Raw genomic sequence first — 19,273 nt, forward strand, 5'->3', positions numbered from 1 at the left:
TCAGTCGACCTCCTCGACCGTGACGAGGTGGCGGACGGTGTGGACCATGCCGCGGATCTCCGGGCGGTCCTCCTTGACCACGACGTCGTGCAGGCGCTTGAGCCCGAGCGACCGCAGCGTGTCACGGTGGTTCTGCTTGCTGCCGATGTAGGACTTGGTCTGTGTGACCTTCAGACGCGCCATCACGCACCCACTCCGGCGCGGGCCCGCAGCAGAGCGGCGGGCGCGACATCCTCGATCGGCAGGCCGCGGCGGGCCGCGATCTCCTCGGGCCGCTGAAGGCCCTGGAGCGCCGCCACCGTGGCGTGCACGATGTTGATCGCGTTGTCGGAGCCGAGGCTCTTGGACAGCACGTCGTGGATGCCCGCGCACTCCAGCACGGCACGCACCGGGCCGCCGGCGATCACACCGGTACCGGGGGAAGCAGGCTTGAGCAGGACGACGCCCGCGGCCTTCTCGCCCTGGATCGGGTGCGGGATGGTGCCCTGGATACGGGGGACCTTGAAGAAGTGCTTCTTGGCCTCCTCAACACCCTTGGCGATGGCGGCCGGCACCTCCTTGGCCTTGCCGTAGCCGACACCGACGGTGCCGTCACCGTCGCCCACCACGACCAGCGCGGTGAAGCTGAAGCGACGACCACCCTTCACAACCTTGGCGACGCGATTGATCGCGACGACACGCTCGACATAAGCGGTCTTCTCGGCCTGCTGGCCGCCGTCCCGCCGGTCTTTACGGTCCCGTCGCTCGCCACCACCGGCACCGCTTCCGCGGCGCTGGGGTCCAGCCATTGGAATTACCTCTCTATCGTTTTCCGCTAGCTACGCAGCGACACAGGGTCGCTGGCGCGAAGGACGGCTCAGAACTTGAGTCCGGCTTCGCGGGCGGCGTCCGCCAGGGCGGCGATGCGCCCTGCGTACTGGTTGCCGCCACGGTCGAACACGACAGCCTCGACGCCCTTGGCCTTCGCACGTTCGGCCACGAGCTGGCCGACCTGCTTAGCCTTGGCGCTCTTGTCGCCTTCGCCGCCGCGGATGGACGCGTCGAGGGTCGACGCCGACGCGAGCGTGTGGCCCGCGAGGTCGTCGATGACCTGCGCCACGATGCCCCGGTTGGAGCGGGTCACGACCAGGCGCGGACGCTCGGTCGTACCCGAGATGCGCTTGCGCACCCGGATGTGGCGACGCTTGATCGCAGCGCTCTTGTAAGCCTTGCCCTTGGCGATCTTGACACCGTATGCCATGGCTACTTACCCGCCTTTCCGACCTTGCGGCGGATGACTTCGCCCGCGTACTTGACGCCCTTGGCCTTGTACGGGTCGGGCTTCCGCAGCTTGCGGATGTTGGCGGCCACCTCGCCGACCTTCTGCTTGTCGATGCCCTCGACGGAGAACTTCGTGGGGTTCTCCACCTTGAAGGAGATCCCCTCGGGGGCCTCGACGAGAATCGGGTGGCTGTAGCCCAGCGCGAACTCCAGGTTGGAGCCCTTCGCCTGGACGCGGTAGCCGACACCGCTGATTTCGAGCTGCTTGCTGTAGCCCGCGGTCACGCCGGTGATCATGTTCGCCACCAGCGTGCGGGACAGGCCGTGCAAGGCCTTCGAGACACGCTCGTCGTTGGGGCGGGTGACCAGCAGAGTGCCGTCCTCGCCCTTGGCGATGTCGATCGGCGCGGCGACGGTGTGGGTGAGCGAGCCCTTGGGGCCCTTCACCGCGACCGTGCGGCCGTCGATGGTGACGTCCACTCCGGCGGGAACCGAGATGGGCAGCTTGCCGATGCGCGACATTGCTATACCTCGCTTTCCCGGTTACCAGACGTAGGCGAGGACTTCCCCACCCACGCCCTTCTTCTGAGCCTGCTGGCCGGTGAGCAGACCGTGCGACGTGGAGATGATCGCCACGCCGAGGCCGCCGAGCACCTTCGGCAGATTGGTGGACTTCGCGTAGACCCGCAGACCCGGCTTGCTGATCCGCTTGATGCCGGCGATGGAGCGCTGGCGCTCCGGGCCGAACTTCAGCTCCAGGACGAGGTTCTTGCCGACCTCGGCGTCCTCGACCTTCCAGCCGGTGATGTAGCCCTCCTGCTGGAGGATCTCCGCGATGTGCGACTTGATCTTGCTGAACGGCATCACGACATCGTCGTGGTATGCCGAATTCGCGTTACGCAGACGGGTCAGCATGTCTGCGATGGGGTCGGTCATGGTCATGAGTTGGCCCTGGGCCTCTCTCGCCGGGGTTTCCTGGTGCTCCATCCCTCTCCCCCGGGCGAACCGGGGACGGGTGCGGTGCGGTGGACCTACGGCGTAGTAAGTCGATGCGGGCGGCGGGCGCCCAACCCTTCTACCTTACGGGAAGAAAGAGGGGGTGCCGCCCGCCAGGGCGCCCTTGGAAGGGTGGTGGCGGGCGACGGGCGGGCGGGGTCCCGCCGTCCAACTGCTTACCGAGAGTCCTGGTGATCCGGAAACCCGGAACTACCAGGAGCTCTTGGTCACGCCCGGCAGCTCGCCGCGGTGGGCCATCTCACGAAGGCACACACGGCACAGGCCGAACTTGCGGTAGACGGAGTGCGGCCGGCCACAGCGCTGGCAGCGGTTGTAGCCGCGGACAGTGAACTTGGGCTTGCGAGCGGCCTTAGCGATCAGAGCCTTCTTCGCCACGGTCAGTTCTCCTTGAACGGGAAGCCGAGGTGACGAAGGAGGGCACGACCCTCGTCGTCGTTGGTCGCCGTGGTGACCACGGTGATGTCCATGCCCCGGACCCGGTCGATCTTGTCCTGGTCGATCTCGTGGAACATGACCTGCTCCGTGAGACCGAAGGTGTAGTTGCCCCGGCCGTCGAACTGCTTGGGGGACAGACCGCGGAAGTCGCGGATACGCGGCAGCGCCAGCGACAGCAGACGGTCGAGGAACTCCCACATGCGGTCGCCGCGCAGCGTGACGTGGGCACCGATCGGCTGGCCCTCACGCAGTTTGAACTGCGCGATGGACTTACGGGCCTTGGTGACCTGCGGCTTCTGGCCGGTGATCGTGGCGAGGTCGCGGATGGCGCCCTCGATCAGCTTGGAGTCGCGGGCGGCGTCGCCCACACCCATGTTGACCACGATCTTGGTGAGACCGGGGATCTGCATGACGTTCTCGTAGGAGAACTGCTCACGCATCTTGCCCGCGATCTCCTCGCGGTAGCGCGCCTTGAGACGCGGTGAAGTGGTGGTGGCAGTCATCAGATGTCCTCACCGGTCCGCTTGGCAACGCGGATCTTGTTGCCCTCGTCGTCGAAGCGGAAGCCGACGCGGGTCACGACCTTCTTGCCGTCCTTCTCAACAACCAGCTGCACGTTGCTGACGTGGATCGGCGCCTCGGTGGTGATGATGCCGCCGGTCTTCGAACCGCGGTCGGTCGCGCCGGCCTTGGTGTGCTTCTTGACCCGGTTGACACCCTCGACGAGGACACGGTCCTGAGCCGGGTAGGCCACGATGACCTTGCCCTGCTTGCCCCTGTCCTTACCGGTGATGACCTGGACCAGGTCGCCCTTCTTGATCTTCATCGGTTACAGCACCTCCGGCGCGAGCGAGACGATCTTCATGAACTTCTTCTCGCGCAGCTCACGGCCCACCGGGCCGAAGATACGGGTGCCGCGGGGGTCGCCGTCGTTCTTGAGGATGACGGCGGCGTTCTCGTCGAACCGGATGTACGAGCCGTCGGCACGACGGCGCTCCTTGACCGTCCGGACGATGACCGCCTTGACGACCTCGCCCTTCTTCACGTTGCCACCGGGGATCGCGTCCTTGACGGTGGCGACGATGACGTCACCGATTCCCGCGTAGCGGCGACCCGAACCACCGAGAACACGGATGCAAAGGATCTCCTTGGCACCTGTGTTATCAGCGATGCGGAGTCGCGACTCCTGCTGGATCACGTCTATCTCCTGTTTGTCGCGTCGGTTCCCGGCGGGGGGTCGCCCTGGGGCGACCCCGCCGCCGAGCCTGACGGAACGGTCCTGAGCGGATACCCGCTCAGGGATTGCTGGACTACTTGGCCTTCTCGAGGATCTCCACGACGCGCCAACGCTTCGTGGCGGAGGTCGGCCGGGTCTCCATCAGGAGGACCCGGTCGCCGATGCCCGCGGCGTTCTGCTCGTCGTGCGCCTTGAGCTTGTTGGTGCGGCGGATGACCTTGCCGTACAGGGCGTGCTTGACGCGGTCCTCGACGGCGACCACAACGGTCTTGTCCATCTTGTCGCTGACCACGAGGCCCTCACGGGTCTTGCGGAAGCCGCGCTGCTCGTCGGTCGTCTCAGTCACATTCTTCTCGCTCATCAGGCGCTCTCCACCGTCTCCACCGTCTCGATGCCCAGCTCGCGCTCACGCATGAGGGTGTAGATCCGGGCGATGTCCTTGCGGACGACCCTGAGCCGGCTGTTGTTCTCAAGCTGTCCCGTGGCCGCCTGGAAGCGGAGGTTGAACAGCTCCTCCTTGGCCTCACGCAGCTTGCCGACGAGTTCCTCGTCGCCCAGCTGGCGCAGCTCGGTCGCCTTGGTACCGGCCGCCATCACGACTCACCTGCCTCGCGCCGCACGATGCGGCACTTCATCGGAAGCTTGTGCGCGGCGCGGGTGAGCGCCTCGCGGGCAACCTTCTCGTTCGGGAAGGACAGCTCGAACATCACCCGTCCGGGCTTGACGTTCGCGATCCACCACTCCGGCGAACCCTTACCGGAACCCATGCGGGTCTCGGCCGGCTTCTTGGTCAGCGGGCGGTCCGGGTAGATGTTGATCCAGACCTTGCCGCCACGCTTGATGTGCCGGGTGATGGAGATACGAGCGGACTCGATCTGCCGGTTGGTCACGTACGCGGGGGTGACGGCCTGCAGGCCGTACTCGCCGAACGCCAGCTCGGTACCGCCCTTGGCCTGTCCGCGGCGCGTCGGGTGGTGCTGCTTGCGGTGCTTGACCCTACGGGGGATCAGCATGGTACTTAGCCTTCCGTTCCGGGGGTCTCGGCGGCCGGGACCTCAGCGGCGGGCGCGTCGGCCTTGGGGGCCTGGGTGCCTTCCGTCTGGGGACGACGGCCGCGGCCACCGCGCTCGCCACCGCGCTCGCCACCACGGCGCTGCGGACGCTCGTTGCCGCCACCGCGGGCCGGACGGTTGCCCGCCCTGGCGGCCGCGTTGTCGGCACGGACCTCGGCGATGTTCTTGACATTGCCCTTGTAGATCCAGACCTTCACACCGATCCGGCCGAAGGTGGTCTTGGCCTCGAAGAAGCCGTAGTCCACGTTCGCCCGCAGGGTGTGCAGCGGGACGCGGCCCTCTCGGTAGAACTCCGAGCGGGACATCTCGGCGCCGCCGAGACGGCCGCCGCACTGGATCTTGATGCCCTTGGCGCCGGCCTTCAGCGTGCCCTGCATGCTCTTGCGCATGGCACGGCGGAAGGAGACGCGCGAGGACAGCTGCTCGGCGACGGCCTGGGCCACCAGCTGAGCGTCCATCTCCGGGTTCTTGACCTCGAGGATGTTCAGCTGGACCTGCTTGCCGGTCAGCTTCTCCAGGTCACCGCGGATACGGTCGGCCTCCGCGCCGCGGCGGCCGATGACGATGCCCGGCCGGGCGGTGTGGATGTCGACGCGGACGCGGTCACGGGTGCGCTCGATCTCCACCTTGGAGATGCCGGCCCGCTCCATGCCCTGCGTCATCATCCGGCGGATGGCGACGTCTTCCTTGACGTAGTCCTTGTACAGCTTGTCGGCGTACCACCGGGACTTGAAGTCCGTGGTGATGCCGAGCCGGAACCCGTACGGGTTAACCTTCTGGCCCATTACCGGGTCCCTTCCTTGCTGGCGACGACCACGGTGATGTGGCTGGTCCGCTTGCGGATCCGGTAGGCACGGCCCTGGGCGCGCGGCCGGAACCGCTTCAGGGTCGGACCCTCGTCCACGTACGCCTCGCTGATGTACAGCGACTCGGCGTCCGTGTGGTCGTAGTTGTGCGCGGCGTTGGCAATGGCGCTGTCGAGCACCTTGCCGACCGGCTCGCTCGCGGCCTGCGGGGTGAAGCGCAGGATCGCCTGAGCCTCCGTGGCATCCAAGCCACGGATGAGGTCCACCACGCGGCGGGCCTTCATGGGCGTGACGCGGATGTACCGCGCCTGGGCCCTGGCTTCCATGGTCGTCCCTTCAGTGTCTGTCTTCGTCGTCACGGTTCAGCCCACTCAGCGACGCCGCGACTTGCGGTCGTCCTTCTCGTGCCCGCGGAAGGTGCGGGTCGGTGCGAACTCGCCGAGCTTGTGGCCGACCATCGACTCAGTGACAAACACCGGGACGTGCTTACGGCCGTCGTGCACCGCGATCGTGTGGCCGAGCATCGCCGGGATGATCATCGAGCGGCGGGACCAGGTCTTGATGACGTTCTTGGTGCCTGCTTCGTTCTGGACGTCCACCTTCTTGATGAGGTGGTCGTCGACGAAGGGCCCCTTCTTGAGACTGCGCGGCATCTGAACCCGCTCCTAGCGCTTCTTGTTCGTCTTGCGGCGGCGGACGATGTACTTGCTCGATGCCTTCTTCGGCGAGCGCGTACGACCTTCCTTCTGACCCCAGGGCGAGACCGGGTGGCGACCACCGGAGGTCTTGCCCTCACCACCACCGTGCGGGTGGTCCACCGGGTTCATGGCGACACCGCGGACGGTCGGGCGTACGCCCTTCCACCGCATACGGCCGGCCTTGCCCCAGTTGATGTTCGACTGCTCGGCGTTGCCGACCTCGCCGATGGTGGCGCGGCAGCGGACGTCGACCATCCGGACCTCGCCGGACGGCATACGAAGGGTGGCCATGGTGCCCTCCTTCGCCAGCAGCTGGACCGAAGCGCCCGCGGAGCGGGAGATCTTCGCGCCGCCACCGGGCCGGAGCTCGATCGCGTGGATCGTGGTACCGACCGGGATGTTGCGCAGCGGCAGGTTGTTGCCCGGCTTGATGTCGGCGTTGGCGCCGTTCTCGATCCGGTCGCCCTGCTGGAGCTTCGCGGGGGCGAGGATGTAGCGCTTCTCGCCGTCCGCGTAGTGCAGCAGCGCGATGCGCGCGGTGCGGTTGGGGTCGTACTCGATGTGCGCGACCTTGGCGGGCACGCCGTCCTTGTCGTGCCGACGGAAGTCGATGACACGGTAGGCGCGCTTGTGGCCACCACCTTGGTGGCGAACGGTCACACGACCGGCGTTGTTACGGCCGCCCTTGCTGTGCAGGGGGCGGACCAGCGACTTCTCCGGCGTGGACCGCGTGATCTCGACAAAGTCGGCGACGCTGGAGCCACGACGGCCCGGGGTCGTCGGCTTGTACTTGCGGATACCCATTTCTCAGTCCTCGGATGATTCCGGACTTCTGAACGGCCAGCCTCCGTTAGGAGACCGGGCCGCCGAAGATGTCGATTCGGTCGCCCTCGGCGAGGGTCACGATGGCGCGCTTGGTGTTGGCACGCTTGCCGAAACCGGTGCGGGTGCGCTTGCGCTTGCCCTGCCGGTTGATCGTGTTGACCCCGGTGACCTTGACCTGGAAGACCGCCTCGACGGCCTGCTTGATCTGGGTCTTGTTGGCGCGCGGGTCGACGACGAACGTGTACTTGTTCTCGTCCAGCAGCGCGTAGCTCTTCTCGGAGACCACGGGCTTGATCAGCAGGTCACGGGGATCCGTGTAGGTCTTGCTGGTGATCTCGGTCTGCTCGGCCATCAGGCGTCGCTCCCTTCCAGCTCGGCCTCGTCGACACCGGCGCCGGTGAAGCGGTCGAACGCGCCCTTGGTGAAGACCACGTCGTCGGAGACGAGCACGTCGTACGTGTTCAGCTGACCGGCCTCCAGGATGTGCACCTGGGGCAGGTTGCGTGCGGACAGCCAGGCGGCCTCGTCGGCCCGCTCGAGGACCAGGAGCACGTTCTTGCGCTCACTGATCTTGCCGAGCAGCGTCCTGGCGGCCTTGGTGGACGGCGACTCGCCCTCGATCACGCCGGTGACGACGTGAATGCGGTTGTGGCGCGCCCGGTCGGTCAGGGCACCGCGCAGGGCGGCCTTGACCATCTTCTTCGGGGTGCGCTGCGAGTAGTCGCGCGGCACCGGTCCGTGCACGACGCCACCGCCTGCGAACTGCGGCGCGCGGGTCGAGCCCTGGCGGGCGCGGCCCGTGCCCTTCTGGCGGTACGGCTTGCGGCCACCACCGCGGACCTCGCCACGCGTCTTGACCTTGTGCGTGCCCTGGCGGGCAGCGGCCAGCTGCGCGACGACGACCTGGTGGATCAGCGGGATGCTGACCTTGGCGTCGAAGATCTCTGCCGGGAGCTCTACGGTCCCGGTCGTGTCGCCCGCGGGCGACAGGATGTCAATGGTGCTCATATCCTCAAGCCCCCTTGGCCGCGGTGCGGACCAGGACGAGGCCGCCGTTCGGGCCCGGGATCGCGCCCTTGATGAGCAGCAGTCCCTTCTCCGCGTCAACGGCGTGGACGGTCAGGTTCTGAGTGGTGACCCGCTCGTTGCCCATACGGCCCGCCATGCGCATGCCCTTGAAGACACGCCCAGGGGTGGCGCAGCCGCCGATGGAACCCGGCGAGCGGTGCTTGCGCTGGACGCCGTGGCCGGCGCCGAGGCCCTTGAAGTTGTGACGCTTCATGACACCGGCGAAGCCCTTGCCCTTGCTCTTGCCGGTCACGTCGACCTTGATACCGGCCTCGAACACCTCGGCGGTGATCTCCTGGCCGAGCGTGTACTCGGCCGCGTCGGCGGTACGCAGCTCCACCAGGTGGCGGCGCGGGGTGACGTCGGCCTTGGCGAAGTGGCCCTTGAGGGGCTTGTTCACCTTGCGCGGGTCGATCTCGCCGAAGGCGATCTGGACCGACTCGTAGCCGTCGGCGTCATTCGTACGGACCTGGGTCACGACGTTCGGGCCGGCCTTGACCACGGTCACAGGGACGACACGGTTGTTCTCGTCCCAGACCTGGGTCATGCCGAGCTTCTCGCCCAGGATGCCCTTGATCTGCTTGGTCATCTTTCCGCGCCTCTCAGAGCTTGATCTCGATGTCGACGCCGGCCGGAAGGTCCAGGCGCATCAGCGAGTCAACGGTCTTGGGCGTCGGGTCGAGGATGTCGATCAGGCGCTTGTGCGTGCGCATCTCGAAGTGCTCGCGCGAGTCCTTGTACTTGTGCGGCGACTTGATGACGCAGTACACGTTCTTCTCAGTGGGCAGCGGCACCGGGCCCGCGACCTGCGCACCAGTACGCGTCACCGTCTCGACGATCTTCTTCGCCGAGGAGTCGATGACTTCGTGGTCGTAGGCCTTGAGCCGGATGCGGATCTTCTGTCCCGCCATGGCTACTCCGTAGTCCTTGTCTCTATTCAGCTCCGGCATCCGCTTGCTCCGACCCACGCGGTCGGGCGTGTCGCGCCCCTCGCCATGATTTTCCGCATGCGGAATTCCCTGCCAGGGGTTTGCGTGGGAGATAACACCCACCGGATGCCTGGTCGGAGCCGCACTGACGCTTCCCGGAAGATTCCCGTACGTCCGCCCCAGCGCTGCCCACCTGGGCAGTTAGGGCGACGAGTACCGTGGGACTCGCTTCCGGTCCTCCCGACGGGAGGCGCGCAGCATCGGCGCTCGACCGAGCAACTTGGGTAGTCTGCCATACGGGCCGCACCGGACGCCAATCGAGCCGGGTAGCTTACCCCTCGGTGCTCGGCCCCCAAACGCGGGCGGCCGGCCCCACGCCATGGGCAGGGCTTTACGCCCCCTGGTATGCCGCGGGTAAAGTCGCCAGCCCGACGAGAGGCCCGCTCGTGAGTATGACCAGCCGCACCCCGGGGCAGCCGCTGCCCGAGCAGGCAGGGCCCGCCCCGGTGCGCGAGCCGGAGGCGGCGGCCCCGGGCGGCGCCAAGGCGAAGCCGGTACGGCTGGCCGCCGTCGACGCGCTGCGGCTGGTGGCGGCGCTCTCCGTGGCGGCCTACCACTTCCTGGGCACGGGCACCGCCCAGTACTGGGGAACCGATCCGCGCGACTTCGCCCGGCCGCTGCACCAGGCGAGCATGTACGGCTGGCTGGGCGTCGAGGCGTTCTTCGTGATCAGCGGGTTCGTGATCTGCATGAGCGGCTGGGGCCGCACCCCGGGCCAGTTCGCCGTCTCCCGGCTGTCGCGCCTCTACCCGGCCTATTGGGCCGCCCTCGCGCTGATCGTGCTGTACCGGGTGCTGCTCGCCATACGGCAGGGCGATGCGAGCGGGATACCCGACCTCCGGCAGATCGTCGGCAACCTCACGATGGCTCCCGAGCAGGTGGGCGTCCACGAGCTGAACGGCGTCGTGTGGACCCTGTGGGTCGAGGCCCGCTTCTACCTCCTGATGGCCGTGGTCCTGGCCTTCGGTACGACCTACCACCGGATGCTCGGCTTCTGCACGGCCTGGCTGGCGCTGGCCGTGGTCACCCGGCAGATGCACGTCACCCTGCTCGACCAGGTCGTCCAGAGCGACTGCGCGGGCCTGTTCATCGCGGGGATCGTGCTCTACCTGATGTACCGCTTCGGCCGGAATCTGCTGCTGTGGACCATGCTCGGGCTGGCCTGGGCCTACGAGCTGGTCGCCCTGCACGACCGGACGTACTACCACATGCGGGACACGGCCGGCCCCAAGATCGCCGTGTCCTGGCCGGTCTGCGCGCTGCTGCTGACCGGCTTCCTGGCGCTGCTCGCCCTGTGCGCCTTCGGCCCGCTGCGACGGCTGCAATGGCGCTGGATGGTCACCGCGGGCATCCTGACCTACCCCTTCTACCTGGTGCACCTGACCCTGGGGACGGCCCTGGGCGTCAACCTGACCAACCACGGGCCGGCGCTGGGTCCCTGGGTCAACCTGCTGACGACCCTGGCCGCGATGCTGGTGCTGTCCTGGCTGATCCACAAGGTCGTGGAGAAGCCGCTGGGCCTCGCGATGCGGCGCGGCCTGGCCGCTGGGCTCAACCCGCCCAGGGCGAGAGCGGAGGCGGCGGCTGCCGCGGCGGCCAGGGCGAAGGCCGAAGCCGAGGCTCGGTCCGAGGCCGGCGCCGGGACCGGGGCCGGGAACGGGAGCGGGACCGGGGCCGGGGCCGGGGCCGGGGCCGGGGCCGGGGCCGGGGCCGGGGCCGGGGCCGGGGCCGGGGCCGGGGCCGGGGCCGGGGCCGGGGCCGGGAACGGAAGCGGGAGCGGGACCGGGAGCGGGACCGGCCCCGGCTGACCGGCGCGGCGCCCGCCGCGGGACGACGACGGGGTCCCGGCCGGGTGGTGGCCGGGACCCCGTCGTCGTGCGGGCGGGCCGGTGTCAGCTGACGTAGTAGCCCATGATGTCGGCGATCAGATCGACGCTGCCGTAGGCGTTCCAGAAGTCGACCTTGCCGTTCACGACCGGCACGACCACCAGGTTCGGGATCGTCTGGCCCGCCACGAAGTTCAGGTTCGACGCGGTCGTCCGCGGTGTCCCGTCCGGGTAGACCGACACGAAGCTGGACGACGTAGGACCGGTCGCCGTCACGTTCAGCACCACCGCGGTCACACCGCTGGCCGGCACCCCGCTGGCGCCGGTGACCGGCAGGGTCACCAGACCGCCGACGCCGACCTTGCCGGCGCGCACCCCGATGCCGCTGCGGGTGTCCATCAGCCGGCGCGGGCCGAGGTTGCTGTACTTCGCGCCGATGGGGGCCGAGGTGTAGTAGCCCGAGATGTCGGCGATCAGGTTCACGCTGCCGGCGTGGTTGTAGAAGTCGACCTTGCCGTTCACGACCGGCACGACCACCAGGTTCGGGATCGTCTGACCCGCCACGAAGTTCAGGTTCGACGCGCTCGTGCGGGCCGTACCGTCCGGGTAGACCGACACGAAGCTGGACGACGTCGGACCGGTCGCGGTCACGTTCAGCACCACCGCGGTCACCCCGCTGGCCGGCACCCCGGTGGTCCCGCCGGTGACCGGCAGGCTCACCACACCGCCAGGCCCGACCGCGCCCGCGGGCACGCCCTTGCCGCTACGGGTGTCCATCAGCCGGGCCGGCGACAGGGTCCGGTAGGTCGAGCCGGTGGTGTCGGCGGTGTAGTAGCCGGTGACGTCCGCGAGGACGTTCACGCTGCCGGCGTGGTTGTAGAAGTCGACCTTGCCGTTGACGACCGGCACGACCACCAGGTTCGGGATCGTCTGACCCGCCACGAAGTTCAGGTTCGACGCGCTCGTACGGGCCGTACCGTCCGGGTAGACCGACAGGAAGCTGGACGACGTCGGACCGGTCGCGGTCACGTTCAGCACCACCGCGGTCACCCCGCTGGCCGGCACCCCGGTGGTCCCGCCGGTGACCGGCAGGCTCACCACACCGCCAGGCCCGACCGCGCCCGCGGGCACGCCCTTGCCGCTGCGGGTGTCCATCAGCCGGGCCGGCGTCAGCGGGTGGAAGGTGGTCGCGGGCGGCGCCGCGTCGGCGACGACCGTGGTCGCCGCGGTGGTGGCGAGCTTGCCCGACTGGTGGACGCCCTGGACGGCGACGGAGTGCGTACCCACCGGGAGCGTGACGGTGGCGGACCTCGCGGTGCCCGCGACGCTGGCGGCGGCGGTGCCGTCGACCAGGACCTTGAAGCCCGAGATCAGCGAAGTGGGCGTCGACGCCGTCCAGTTGACCGTGACGGGACCGGTGGTGTGATAGGTCCCGCCGTCCTGGTAGGCCGCGCCGCCCACCGAGCTGACGGCCAGGCCGGCGACCGGCCCCGCGGCCCAGCCGCGGATCGTGTCGAGCTGCGCGTAGAGCTTGTCGCCCGGGCACTCGGTGCTCACGCCGTCGCGGTGCGCCGAGACGGCCGGGAAGGGGTACGACTGCCCGGCCGTGAAGGACCGGCCGGTGCCACTGGTCTGGGTGGTCTGGGTGGACAGCGACACCGTGCTCGACGGGTCGACCCCGTACTGCCCGAGCTTCCACGCGGCCACCCGGGCGACCGAGGTCAGCGCGGCGGTACTGGCGCCGGCGGACGTGTAGTTGCCGAGTACGGCGATGCCGGTGGTGTCCTGGTTCCACCCGGCGGTGTGCGCGCCCTCGACCGGCTGGTCCACCCCGCCCTTGCGGCCCTCGAAGATCGTGCCGCACTTGTCGACCAGGAAGTTGTAGCCGATGTCCTTCCAGCCGTTCGACTGCACGTGGAAGACGTAGATGCCGCGGACGATCGACGCCGAGTCGGCGCAGTCGTAGTCGACGGCGGTGTCGGTGTGGTGGACGAAGACGCCGTGCACGTCGGTCATGTAGACCGGGTCCTCGGGGCTGATGGACTCGTCAGCGCCCCAGCCGGCCCGGCTGACGATCGACGGCTGCGGCACGGAGGAGACCGGCCCGCTGCCCGGCGGGCGCGGGGTGTCCCGCGGCGCGACGGCGCCCTGCGGCGCGGCGGTCGGGTCGTCGCCGACCATGTCGACCCGCAGCCCCGCGGGCAGCGCCGCCGCGCCCTTGCCGACCCGCACCTGTACGCCGTCGGACGGGCCGACCCACAGCGGGTCGGTGGCGCCGCGCGCCCCGGCCCCCAGGTCGCCCTCCTGCTCGGTCGCGTCCAGCTGACGCCACCCCGACCAGACGCCGGTCCCGGCGTCCCTGGTCCGCACCTCGACCCGCCCGGGCGCCGCGGCCTTCGGGTCCCGCCACGACACGCCGACCGTGCTGAACGGCTTCGTGCCGCGCCTGCCGAGCACCGCGCCGCCGTCACCGCCGACGGCCAGCCCGACCGTCTGCACGGAACTGGCCACCGGCCCGGCCGCCCGCACCCCGCCGACCGGCGCCCCTTGCGCCACCTGCTGGAGTCCCACCATCCCCGACACGCCCAACGCGGCCGCAAGCGCCGCTCCCCAGACCCGACGTGTTCTCACGTGTCCCCCCTCATCCCGTCATTCAACGTTCCGAACCTCGTACCATATTCGACACCCCGTCAGCCCCCCACACCGCCTTATCCCCCCATACCGGCCTCACGCCCCGCCGATGCCCTTCCGCCCCTCCCGGCTCCCCTGCCACGGGGGCGTACAGGAACGCGTCCCCTTCCGCCTCGACCTGACTCCCGCGGACCTCGCCCGCTCGATCCGCGCGCCGACGCGACCGCGTGCCCGGGGTTGCCGTCGTCCGGCTGCGCCTGTCCCCCCGCGCCGATTCCCGGGGAGCTGGCCTTCGGAGTACCCGAGCGTGACACCGTCCTTGAGCCGCGCCAGCTGTAGTTCACCGCCCATACCCGCATGGTCCTCGCGATCGGTCGGCATCACCTGAAATCTCGAGGTGCCGGTGAGTCGGCACGGCACGCAACGGCCCCCGGCCGGGACTGGCACCCCGCGGGCCTGCTGGCCCACCGCCTTGCTGCGCTACCGCCACCCCGGGCGGCGCCGGTCGCACCGCTCCAGAACCGCGACGGCTGCGAGCGGGCCTACCGCGCCCCCACCCCGGGCGGCCGGTGCAGGGACTGCCGTACCGGATCCCGCCCCGCACGCGCCGCTTGACCTGTAGGACGCCCCGGTCCGTACGCACCGCCGCGGCGATCTCCCGCCCCGGCGGCGCACCCGCCGTGAGGTCACCACCGGCGAGTGGACGATCTCCACGGAGAACCTGCCGCGGTATCGCCGGCGCCAGCGCGTCGCGGCGTCTCCCCCGGGTCCATGCCCCCGCCGGGCATCGCCCAGTGGACGCCGACCTCCTCGTTGTCGTACCGGAGCATGAAGACCGCCCCCGCGGGGTCGAGCACGGCGACTCGGGCCGCCTGCCTCGGTGTACGCGTCGGCTCAGCCTGCCAGAGCCGGCAACGCCGGTACGGGCCCGGCCGCTTCACGTGCGCCCGCGCTGACCTACCCTGACGCGGTGGAAACTCAGGTGATCGTCCTCAACGGCGGCTCCAGCGCGGGCAAGTCCAGCATCGCCCGCAGTCTGCAGGCGGTCCTGCCCGACCCCTGGCTGGCCTTCAGCGTGGACGACTTCGTCGACGCGCTGCCCGCGTCCATGACGGGTGCGGACGGGGGGATCGGCATATCGCAGGACGGCGAGGTGACCGTGGGCGCCGAATTCCGCGCCCTGGAGGCGGCCTGGATCACCGGGATCGCCGCCATGGCCCGCGCGGGCGCCCGGATCGTGGTGGACGAGGTCTTCCTCGGCGGCGCCGACTCCCAGCAGCGCTGGCTGCAGGCCCTGGCCGGCCTGCGCGTCCTGTGGGTCGGCGTCCGCTGCGAGCCCGCGGTCGCCGCGGCCCGCGAGGCCGCACGAGGCGACCGGATCGCCGGAATGGCCGCCCTCCAGGCGGAGTCGGTCCACCAGGGCGTGGTCTACGACCTGGAGGTGGACTCCACGCACGCCGACCCGACCGCGTGCGCACAGGCCATCGCCGCGCGGGCTTAGGTCCCGCCGGCTCCGCCGCGCCGCCGGCCGTGGAGCCGAGCCCAAGGGGAGCCGGACCGACGGTCATGGACCGGCAAAATCCCGCACGCCCCACCGGCGAAGCGGAATCGGGAACCCGCCCCACCGGAACGCCGGGACCCCAACCCGCCCCGGGACCGGAATAAAGCCCACCGCGCAGAAGCGGAATCCTCGTCACCGAACTGACGACCCCTCAAACTACTATGGCCATCAAAATAACTTCCCTCGGCGACCGACGCGACATACGATCCGTGATGCCGCGAGGGCGGACTGATTCGAGCGCCGAAACACTTTCGTCGGGCGGCATTGTTTCCGCCGCCCGAACTCGCTGAAGCCTGCCCCGAATGCGGCAGATCCGGAATGGACGGTGGTCGCCCGCCGCAACTGGCGGGCGGCACGATCGAACGGGAGAAAACGTGCAGACGGTCAAAAGGTTCGGGAAGGTCGCGGCGGGTGTCGCCATCGCGGGAGCCCTGCTGGGGGGTGGTGCCACGGCTCACGCCGACGCCGGGGAGAACGTGACGTCGGTGTACGGCCTGCAGTGCTCGGGCAGCGCCTATTCGTACTGGGTGTACAGCTGGAGTTCACTGAGCAACGGCAACGAGAATGTCGCCGTCAGGGACGGCTGCTCCGACGGCAACGGCGTCTACTCGCTTTACGACCGGGTGAATGACCACGGTCTGAGGCTCGACAACAGCAGCGGTTACGGGACGACGAAGTACAGCGGTAACAGCACCAGCAATTACGTGCAAAAGGTGACCGCCTGCATCAACATCCCCCTGACCCCTGACCAGTGCGGTCCGGACGACCGACCGGGCGACGGCCGCTGACGCGATGAGCTCCGGGGGCGGAGTCCACGACGCTCCGCCCCCGGACTCTGCTTCGCGACGTCATCACAGAGGCCGCCGCAAGAACTACCCGAAAGCGCGCCAAATGAGCAATGTCGACGCCGGGCTCCCGTCCGCACCCGCACCCGTACTGGATGTGCGGGACCTTCACTTCACCATCCGGAAGCGCCCGCTCTTCAACGGCCTGCGTCTCAGCGTCAGCCCGGGTGAATCGGTGGCGATCACCGGGCCGAGCGGCTCGGGCAAAAGCACCTTGCTGTCATCGGTCCTCGGACTGGTCAGGCCCGACAGCGGCAGCATCCTCGTAGCGGGCAGCGACGTCACGAAGCTCCGGCGAGCGCGACTGGCGAAGCTGCGGAGTGAGACCATCGGCGCCGTCTTCCAGTTCGGCGAGCTGCTCCCCGAGCTGAGCCCCCTGGACAATGTGGCCCTGGCGGCGCTGCTGTCGCGGTCCGATCGCAGGGGAGGTTTCGAGCGGGCGCAGCGCCTTCTCGACGAACTGGATGTCCCACGGGCGACCACGACACAGGAACTCTCCGGCGGCGAGCATCAGCGCACCGCCGTGGCGCGCGCGCTCATCAACTCACCCACGCTGCTCCTGGCCGACGAGCCCACCGGCGCCCTGGACCCGGATACGGCGGAGCGCACCGCGGAGCTGCTCTTCGACCTTCCCCGACGGCACCGTTGCGGACTGCTGCTCGTCACGCACGACCGGCACGTGGCAGCGAAGGCCGACAGGGTCCTGCATCTGGAGGGGGCCGCGCTGGTCCCCGCCGGCGGGCGGGCGGCGGTGGCATGAGCAAGATGACACGAGGCGGTCTTCGGCGGCGCCTGCTGCATATGGGACGGGCGGCGGGGCGGCGTTCGGAGGCGGCACCCGCCCGGTTCGCGGCCCTCGCTGTGTCGACCTTCGTAGTGGCCCTCTGCATGGGCACTCTCGTCTTCGCGCACGCCGCCTACCACGGCAAGGAGGTACGGAGCGAGGCAAGGACTCCGGTCCGGCAGTCCCAGGAGGCCGGCGCCGGGAGATCCACCGTGTGGCTTGTCGGCTCGGATTCCCTGAAGGACCGGCGGAGTTTCAGCGTCGTGTACCTCCAACCGCACACGGCGAATGCCCCGCTCCCTCCCGGAGTGGACCACTGGCCGCGACCGGGCGAAGCCGTACTCTCCCCGGGGCTGCTGGAGGCCGGCGCACACGAGGGAATCGCCGACCGCTACGGAAAGCTCGCCGGGACCATCGGACGGCAAGGACTCGAAGACCCGGGTGAGTGGCTCGCCTACATCCGCCCGGCGGCGGACATGAAGGTCGAGCGCCCGATTGAGCTGGTGACCGGCTTCGGTCCCACCGCGGGCGAGCCCACGGAAGGCCTCCAGCCCGGTTCGGCACGCGACGACGACCAGCCGGAGTGGATGTTCGAGGCTCTGCTCATCGGCCTGCTGCTCCTTCCGAGCCTCGTGCTGCTGTTCGCCGGCATCCGTGCCGGAGCCCACGGCCGTGATCGCAGAAGCGCGCTGACGGACGCACTGGGAGCCATGCGGCGCGACCGTGCGCTGCTCGCCATCGGGGAGACAGCGCGGCCGACGCTTCTCGGCGCCATCGCGTCGGTCCCGGTCATCGCCGCGATCATGCTCAACGACGTCAGAATTCCCTACGTCGGCTACACGCTCGCGTCCGCGGACTTGCGCCAGTACGCCAGAGCCGCCCTCCTCGCCCCACCTGCCGCACTGGCCATCGCACTCGGCTCGGCGGTCGTCGCGGACCAGCTGTCGGGCCGGGCGCGGGGGAACAGATCCCGCGCGATGAGCCGAGGGCTGTGGCAGCGCCGCGTCGCGATGCTGTGTCCGCCGGCGATCCTGCTCGCCGCACGCGGGCCGGAACTGGCCGGTGAGAATACGCAGCACCGGGTGTGGATCACCTGGATCGGGCTCGCGCTTGTCGTGCTCACCCTGCCCGCGGCCGTCGCCGCCGCTGTCGCCGGGCTGGGGCGGTTCCTGGAGCGGAAGGGCCGGGACCGAGGGTGGGCCGGGGCTCTGATCGGGGGCCGCCGGATCAGCTCCTATCCGGCGGCCACAGCCCGCCTGGTCACGGGCGTCATCGTCGCGCTCATCGTTTTCACCCAGGCCATCGCCTGGCAGGGGCTCTTTGGAACGTACAACTCGCAGTTGGAGAGGATCCTCGGCGACGCGGACAGGAGCGTTTCCGAAATCGGCCCCAAGGGAGCGGTGTCAGAACACGACATCGGGGCCTTTCTCCAGCGTCTGCCGGCGGGAGACGCGCCGATCGTCCTGACCGCGCCCCCCGATCGGAATGACGGCCCGATCACCGTGCAGGGCGGCTGTCCCGCGCTGGAGAGTCTCCATCTGCCGTGCCCGGATACCGCGGTTCGCGTCGACCGGGTACTGGACCGCCGTATGCAGCAGCTGATCAGCTGGGACACGACGGGGGGTACGTATCTGAAGGTCGAGCGCGCCGGCCAGGCCGAACTCGCGCGGCAATCGGCGCTCACCAGCCAGGCCAGCACCCTGGTGGTGATAGGAACCGGCGGCCACAGTCCCTCTGCTCCCGCGCTCAAGGAACTCTCCTACCGGACCTTCCCCCGCGGCGCTCAGGTCCGCTTCCCCGGCGAGGAATGGCTGACCACCAGCATCCCCGACCGCGACCAGGGCCGATGGGTGCGCTTGTGCGGTGTGGTGGGCATCGGAGTCCTGGTGCTGGCCATCGGTGTGAGCGCGATGGCCGAGTTCCTGCGACATGGCCGTGCGCTGGCTCCCTTGACGGTTCTGACCGGCGGGAACCGCGTTTTCAGCAGCAGCGCCGCCTGGGCGGTCACCGCACCGCTCGCCATCGCCGGCCTCGTGGGCGCGGCGGTCGGCTCCTGGCTGGCCAGACCGGTGTCGAGACCGGGAAGCACCGCGTTCATGCCCGCGGATGTGATGGCGTCGACTCTTGCCGTGGTCCTGGCCCTGTCCGCCGCGCTGGGTCTGTGGGCGGCCGGTATCGCCTGGAAGCAGGCCCGCGACTGGCAGGCGTGAGCAGCGGC

General features: G+C 69.4%; 27 protein-coding genes. 5 read left to right on the forward strand and 22 right to left on the reverse strand.

What is annotated here, in order from left to right; translation table 11 throughout:
- The 20 genes from rpmD to rpsJ all read right to left on the reverse strand — a co-directional run bounded on the left by rpmD (position 1) and on the right by rpsJ (position 9,330).
- Positions 1-183 (reverse strand): 50S ribosomal protein L30, encoded by a 183-nt coding sequence (gene rpmD / locus OHA86_RS14305; protein WP_031524772.1) that lies wholly within the window; start codon positions 181-183, stop codon positions 1-3.
- Complete coding sequence (gene rpsE / locus OHA86_RS14310; protein ID WP_093713222.1) at positions 183-788, reverse strand: 30S ribosomal protein S5; 606 nt, start codon at positions 786-788, stop codon at positions 183-185. Before rpsE ends, rpmD begins: the two co-directional genes overlap by 1 nt.
- A 68-nt stretch (positions 789-856) precedes the next feature.
- The gene (gene rplR / locus OHA86_RS14315) at positions 857-1,240 is read right to left on the reverse strand and encodes a 50S ribosomal protein L18 (protein WP_329175556.1); all 384 of its coding nucleotides are present in this window, start codon (positions 1,238-1,240) and stop codon (positions 857-859) included.
- Between the two features lie 2 nt (positions 1,241-1,242).
- Positions 1,243-1,782, reverse strand: coding sequence for a 50S ribosomal protein L6 (gene rplF / locus OHA86_RS14320; protein WP_327289205.1), 540 nt, complete (start codon positions 1,780-1,782; stop codon positions 1,243-1,245).
- 21 nt (positions 1,783-1,803) lie between these two features.
- A complete protein-coding gene (gene rpsH / locus OHA86_RS14325) occupies positions 1,804-2,202 on the reverse strand; it encodes a 30S ribosomal protein S8 (protein ID WP_329182408.1) in 399 nt (132 codons plus the stop codon).
- Between the two features lie 264 nt (positions 2,203-2,466).
- Positions 2,467-2,652, reverse strand: a complete 186-nt coding sequence (locus OHA86_RS14330) for a type Z 30S ribosomal protein S14 (RefSeq protein ID WP_033177806.1) — start codon at positions 2,650-2,652, stop codon at positions 2,467-2,469.
- Positions 2,653-2,654: 2 nt separating this feature from the next.
- Positions 2,655-3,215: a 50S ribosomal protein L5 gene (rplE, locus tag OHA86_RS14335; protein ID WP_329175560.1), complete on the reverse strand. Its 561-nt coding sequence runs from the start codon at positions 3,213-3,215 to the stop codon at positions 2,655-2,657.
- Positions 3,215-3,538, reverse strand: coding sequence for a 50S ribosomal protein L24 (gene rplX / locus OHA86_RS14340; RefSeq protein ID WP_329175562.1), 324 nt, complete (start codon positions 3,536-3,538; stop codon positions 3,215-3,217). The genes rplE and rplX overlap by 1 nt, the downstream gene beginning before the upstream one ends.
- 3 nt (positions 3,539-3,541) lie before the next feature.
- Positions 3,542-3,910: a 50S ribosomal protein L14 gene (rplN, locus tag OHA86_RS14345; RefSeq protein ID WP_073492414.1), complete on the reverse strand. Its 369-nt coding sequence runs from the start codon at positions 3,908-3,910 to the stop codon at positions 3,542-3,544.
- A gap of 112 nt (positions 3,911-4,022) precedes the next feature.
- Positions 4,023-4,310 (reverse strand): 30S ribosomal protein S17, encoded by a 288-nt coding sequence (gene rpsQ, locus OHA86_RS14350; protein ID WP_188284650.1) that lies wholly within the window; start codon positions 4,308-4,310, stop codon positions 4,023-4,025.
- Entirely contained in the window at positions 4,310-4,543 is a 234-nt protein-coding gene (gene rpmC / locus OHA86_RS14355; protein ID WP_033177802.1) for a 50S ribosomal protein L29, read from the reverse strand. Before rpmC ends, rpsQ begins: the two co-directional genes overlap by 1 nt.
- The gene (rplP, locus tag OHA86_RS14360) at positions 4,543-4,962 is read right to left on the reverse strand and encodes a 50S ribosomal protein L16 (RefSeq protein ID WP_329175565.1); all 420 of its coding nucleotides are present in this window, start codon (positions 4,960-4,962) and stop codon (positions 4,543-4,545) included. Before rplP ends, rpmC begins: the two co-directional genes overlap by 1 nt.
- 5 nt (positions 4,963-4,967) lie before the next feature.
- Entirely contained in the window at positions 4,968-5,807 is an 840-nt protein-coding gene (gene rpsC / locus OHA86_RS14365) for a 30S ribosomal protein S3 (RefSeq protein ID WP_329175567.1), read from the reverse strand.
- Complete coding sequence (rplV, locus tag OHA86_RS14370) at positions 5,807-6,154, reverse strand: 50S ribosomal protein L22 (RefSeq protein ID WP_329175569.1); 348 nt, start codon at positions 6,152-6,154, stop codon at positions 5,807-5,809. The genes rpsC and rplV overlap by 1 nt, the downstream gene beginning before the upstream one ends.
- 45 nt (positions 6,155-6,199) lie before the next feature.
- The gene (rpsS, locus tag OHA86_RS14375; RefSeq protein WP_033177798.1) at positions 6,200-6,481 is read right to left on the reverse strand and encodes a 30S ribosomal protein S19; all 282 of its coding nucleotides are present in this window, start codon (positions 6,479-6,481) and stop codon (positions 6,200-6,202) included.
- Positions 6,482-6,493: 12 nt separating this feature from the next.
- Positions 6,494-7,330: a 50S ribosomal protein L2 gene (gene rplB, locus OHA86_RS14380; RefSeq protein ID WP_329175572.1), complete on the reverse strand. Its 837-nt coding sequence runs from the start codon at positions 7,328-7,330 to the stop codon at positions 6,494-6,496.
- 46 nt (positions 7,331-7,376) lie between these two features.
- Positions 7,377-7,703: a 50S ribosomal protein L23 gene (rplW, locus tag OHA86_RS14385; protein WP_329175573.1), complete on the reverse strand. Its 327-nt coding sequence runs from the start codon at positions 7,701-7,703 to the stop codon at positions 7,377-7,379.
- Positions 7,703-8,359: a 50S ribosomal protein L4 gene (gene rplD / locus OHA86_RS14390; RefSeq protein ID WP_329175574.1), complete on the reverse strand. Its 657-nt coding sequence runs from the start codon at positions 8,357-8,359 to the stop codon at positions 7,703-7,705. Before rplD ends, rplW begins: the two co-directional genes overlap by 1 nt.
- A 4-nt stretch (positions 8,360-8,363) precedes the next feature.
- Entirely contained in the window at positions 8,364-9,008 is a 645-nt protein-coding gene (gene rplC / locus OHA86_RS14395; RefSeq protein ID WP_327289212.1) for a 50S ribosomal protein L3, read from the reverse strand.
- A gap of 13 nt (positions 9,009-9,021) precedes the next feature.
- A complete protein-coding gene (rpsJ, locus tag OHA86_RS14400; protein WP_014144312.1) occupies positions 9,022-9,330 on the reverse strand; it encodes a 30S ribosomal protein S10 in 309 nt (102 codons plus the stop codon).
- Positions 9,331-9,800: 470 nt separating this feature from the next.
- Between rpsJ and OHA86_RS14405 the strand changes: the two genes are divergently transcribed.
- Positions 9,801-11,216, forward strand: coding sequence for an acyltransferase family protein (locus OHA86_RS14405; protein WP_329175576.1), 1,416 nt, complete (start codon positions 9,801-9,803; stop codon positions 11,214-11,216).
- Positions 11,217-11,300: 84 nt separating this feature from the next.
- Here the strand turns inward: OHA86_RS14405 and OHA86_RS14410 are convergent, their stop codons facing one another.
- Positions 11,301-13,865 carry an N-acetylmuramoyl-L-alanine amidase gene (locus tag OHA86_RS14410; protein WP_329175578.1) on the reverse strand — a complete coding sequence of 855 codons (2,565 nt, stop codon included), beginning with the start codon at positions 13,863-13,865 and terminating at the stop codon, positions 11,301-11,303.
- A 686-nt stretch (positions 13,866-14,551) separates the two neighbouring features.
- Positions 14,552-14,695, reverse strand: coding sequence for an NUDIX hydrolase (locus OHA86_RS36050; protein ID WP_443071990.1), 144 nt, complete (start codon positions 14,693-14,695; stop codon positions 14,552-14,554).
- 152 nt (positions 14,696-14,847) lie between these two features.
- Here OHA86_RS36050 and cpt point away from each other — a divergent pair, with 152 nt between their 5' ends.
- The 4 genes from cpt (at position 14,848) to OHA86_RS14440 (ending at position 19,265) form a co-directional block, all read left to right on the forward strand.
- Positions 14,848-15,366, forward strand: a complete 519-nt coding sequence (gene cpt, locus OHA86_RS14425; RefSeq protein ID WP_443071991.1) for a chloramphenicol phosphotransferase CPT — start codon at positions 14,848-14,850, stop codon at positions 15,364-15,366.
- Positions 15,367-15,800: 434 nt separating this feature from the next.
- The gene (locus OHA86_RS14430) at positions 15,801-16,214 is read left to right on the forward strand and encodes a hypothetical protein (RefSeq protein ID WP_329175581.1); all 414 of its coding nucleotides are present in this window, start codon (positions 15,801-15,803) and stop codon (positions 16,212-16,214) included.
- Positions 16,215-16,317: 103 nt separating this feature from the next.
- A complete protein-coding gene (locus tag OHA86_RS14435; RefSeq protein WP_329175583.1) occupies positions 16,318-17,031 on the forward strand; it encodes an ABC transporter ATP-binding protein in 714 nt (237 codons plus the stop codon).
- Between the two features lie 128 nt (positions 17,032-17,159).
- On the forward strand, positions 17,160-19,265 hold the full coding sequence (locus OHA86_RS14440; protein WP_329175585.1) for an ABC transporter permease: 2,106 nt from the start codon (positions 17,160-17,162) through the stop codon (positions 19,263-19,265).
- Positions 19,266-19,273: the final 8 nt, after the last annotated feature.

This window comes from Streptomyces sp. NBC_01477 (assembly GCF_036227245.1).
Taxonomy (GTDB): Bacteria; Actinomycetota; Actinomycetes; order Streptomycetales; family Streptomycetaceae; genus Actinacidiphila.

What these genes read in the sequence shown, in the direction of transcription:
- rpmD (WP_031524772.1), bottom strand. Translation starts at nt 183, where the DNA reads ATGGCGCGTCTGAAGGTCACACAGACCAAGTCCTACATCGGCAGCAAG.
- rpsE (WP_093713222.1), bottom strand. Translation starts at nt 788, where the DNA reads ATGGCTGGACCCCAGCGCCGCGGAAGCGGTGCCGGTGGTGGCGAGCGA.
- rplR (WP_329175556.1), bottom strand. Translation starts at nt 1,240, where the DNA reads ATGGCATACGGTGTCAAGATCGCCAAGGGCAAGGCTTACAAGAGCGCT.
- rplF (WP_327289205.1), bottom strand. Translation starts at nt 1,782, where the DNA reads ATGTCGCGCATCGGCAAGCTGCCCATCTCGGTTCCCGCCGGAGTGGAC.
- rpsH (WP_329182408.1), bottom strand. Translation starts at nt 2,202, where the DNA reads ATGACCATGACCGACCCCATCGCAGACATGCTGACCCGTCTGCGTAAC.
- rplE (WP_329175560.1), bottom strand. Translation starts at nt 3,215, where the DNA reads ATGACTGCCACCACCACTTCACCGCGTCTCAAGGCGCGCTACCGCGAG.
- rplX (WP_329175562.1), bottom strand. Translation starts at nt 3,538, where the DNA reads ATGAAGATCAAGAAGGGCGACCTGGTCCAGGTCATCACCGGTAAGGAC.
- rpsQ (WP_188284650.1), bottom strand. Translation starts at nt 4,310, where the DNA reads ATGAGCGAGAAGAATGTGACTGAGACGACCGACGAGCAGCGCGGCTTC.
- rpmC (WP_033177802.1), bottom strand. Translation starts at nt 4,543, where the DNA reads ATGGCGGCCGGTACCAAGGCGACCGAGCTGCGCCAGCTGGGCGACGAG.
- rplP (WP_329175565.1), bottom strand. Translation starts at nt 4,962, where the DNA reads ATGCTGATCCCCCGTAGGGTCAAGCACCGCAAGCAGCACCACCCGACG.
- rpsC (WP_329175567.1), bottom strand. Translation starts at nt 5,807, where the DNA reads ATGGGCCAGAAGGTTAACCCGTACGGGTTCCGGCTCGGCATCACCACG.
- rplV (WP_329175569.1), bottom strand. Translation starts at nt 6,154, where the DNA reads ATGGAAGCCAGGGCCCAGGCGCGGTACATCCGCGTCACGCCCATGAAG.
- rpsS (WP_033177798.1), bottom strand. Translation starts at nt 6,481, where the DNA reads ATGCCGCGCAGTCTCAAGAAGGGGCCCTTCGTCGACGACCACCTCATC.
- rplB (WP_329175572.1), bottom strand. Translation starts at nt 7,330, where the DNA reads ATGGGTATCCGCAAGTACAAGCCGACGACCCCGGGCCGTCGTGGCTCC.
- rplW (WP_329175573.1), bottom strand. Translation starts at nt 7,703, where the DNA reads ATGGCCGAGCAGACCGAGATCACCAGCAAGACCTACACGGATCCCCGT.
- rplD (WP_329175574.1), bottom strand. Translation starts at nt 8,359, where the DNA reads ATGAGCACCATTGACATCCTGTCGCCCGCGGGCGACACGACCGGGACC.
- rplC (WP_327289212.1), bottom strand. Translation starts at nt 9,008, where the DNA reads ATGACCAAGCAGATCAAGGGCATCCTGGGCGAGAAGCTCGGCATGACC.
- rpsJ (WP_014144312.1), bottom strand. Translation starts at nt 9,330, where the DNA reads ATGGCGGGACAGAAGATCCGCATCCGGCTCAAGGCCTACGACCACGAA.
- OHA86_RS14405 (WP_329175576.1), top strand. Translation starts at nt 9,801, where the DNA reads ATGACCAGCCGCACCCCGGGGCAGCCGCTGCCCGAGCAGGCAGGGCCC.
- OHA86_RS36050 (WP_443071990.1), bottom strand. Translation starts at nt 14,695, where the DNA reads ATGCTCCGGTACGACAACGAGGAGGTCGGCGTCCACTGGGCGATGCCC.
- OHA86_RS14435 (WP_329175583.1), top strand. Translation starts at nt 16,318, where the DNA reads ATGAGCAATGTCGACGCCGGGCTCCCGTCCGCACCCGCACCCGTACTG.
- OHA86_RS14440 (WP_329175585.1), top strand. Translation starts at nt 17,160, where the DNA reads ATGGGCACTCTCGTCTTCGCGCACGCCGCCTACCACGGCAAGGAGGTA.